Genomic DNA, 1,700 nt, shown 5'->3' with positions numbered 1-1,700 from the left:
GCGTGTTGTAGATAGCGAACTAATTAAGGTGTCATGCCAATCCCTTGTTCAATTAAACTGGCCCTTTAACGGAACAATGAATGTTCTGTTATTTATAAGATTCTGATAACCTTAGTTTATTATAAGCTGTATTAACTGAGAAAGAACAACTGTCTCAAACCATTTTGGTTATCGTAAACGCCATTTGGCGGTTTTTTTGATTGATATGCATAATATGCAGGGAAATGAAAGCAAGGGATATTCATGCATGATTTTATACATCCAGTATAGTATTATTCAATTTTGATATAGGAATTAAGACTAAAAAACAACGAAAAAACTGGGTTTAATTCCCTATCGATATACTTGTATTTTGGTAAAAATGTAAGTAATAGGATGAAGAAAATAAGAAAATGAATAAATTTTTTTGAGCAATAATTAAAGAGTTTACAATACCACTATAATTAAATTATCAGTTTTTTCTGATTATATAGCATATTTTCGCAATATTTAAAATATATGAAGATAAAAATGATATAGTTCTACCTGTGAAAAATATCCTATTTAGCGAAATCTTCTCACAATTATTGTATAGACGGAATGAAAATTATGCGGTAAACTATTTTTCGAAATATTAATTTAATTTGAAACATTTCATCTAATCAATTTTTTCTGAAGCATCTTGAATAAATATTCATGCATCAGAGCTTGATTACAAAATGGGGGGATTATTTATGAAAAAGAAAAAGTTAGCAGGTGCATTCCTTTCTCTTACACTTGCTGCAGGAGTGCTGGCTGGTTGTTCCGGCTCTGGTTCATCAGAAAAAACAAGCGGGGATGGAGATACGATCAAGATTGGTGTCAACCTTGAATTATCTGGCGGCGTAGCTTCGTATGGACAATCGATTGCAGAAGGCCTGGAGCTTGCGACTGCAGAAATCAATAAAGAAGGCATTGACGGTAAAAAAATCAAACTTATAAAAGTCGATAATAAATCTGAAGCGTCTGAAGCGACAAGCGGAGCGATCAAGCTGACATCACAGGATAAGGTTGCAGCGATCGTCGGTGCAGCGACAAGCACGAACTCGATAGCCCAAGTGCAGATTGCCCAAGATAATAAAGTGCCGGTCATCTCACCATCTGGTACAAGCCCTGAAATCACTTTCAGCAAGGATAAATTGAACGATTATATTTTCCGGACAAGCTTCATCGATCCGTTCCAAGGGACGGTAGCTGCGAATTTCGCCACTAAAGAAATCAAAGCGAAGAGTGCAGCCATCTATATTGACAGCGCAAGTGATTATTCAAAAGGGTTAGCAGCAGCCTTTAAAGAACAATTCGAAAAAAATGGCGGAAAAATCGTGGCTGAGGAAGCTTACATTGCGAAGGATACTGATTTCCGTTCTACATTGACTCGTTTGAAATCGGCAAAACCTGACTTCATTTTCCTTCCTGGTTACTATGAGGAAGCTGGCCTGATCGTGAAGCAGGCACGTGAAACTGGACTTGACGTTCCATTCATGGGCGGCGACGGCTGGGATTCTCCTAAGCTAGTTGAAATTGCCGGTGCAAAAGCTCTAAATAACACATTCATCACGAACCATTATTCTTCAGGTGACCCTGATAAGAAAATTCAGAATTTTGTGTCAGCGTTCAAAGCGAAGTACAAAGATAAATCCCCGGATGCATTTAACGCTCTAGGATATGACACAGGATACTTC

Annotated in this window: 1 protein-coding gene; it reads left to right on the top strand. The window is 37.5% G+C overall.

The genetic code is table 11. The features are described from left to right. Positions 1 to 713 precede the first annotated feature (713 nt). Positions 714 to 1,700 (top strand): ABC transporter substrate-binding protein (locus tag ACFVSH_RS26320; protein WP_387708755.1); only part of this gene is annotated, 987 nt, incomplete at its 3' end.

It is taken from the genome of Peribacillus sp. NPDC058002 (assembly GCF_042886655.1).
Classification (GTDB): domain Bacteria; phylum Bacillota; class Bacilli; order Bacillales; family DSM-1321; genus Peribacillus; species Peribacillus aracenensis.
The sequence above is the reverse complement of the archived record's forward strand: the minus strand, read 5'-3'. Positions and strand labels throughout refer to the sequence as shown.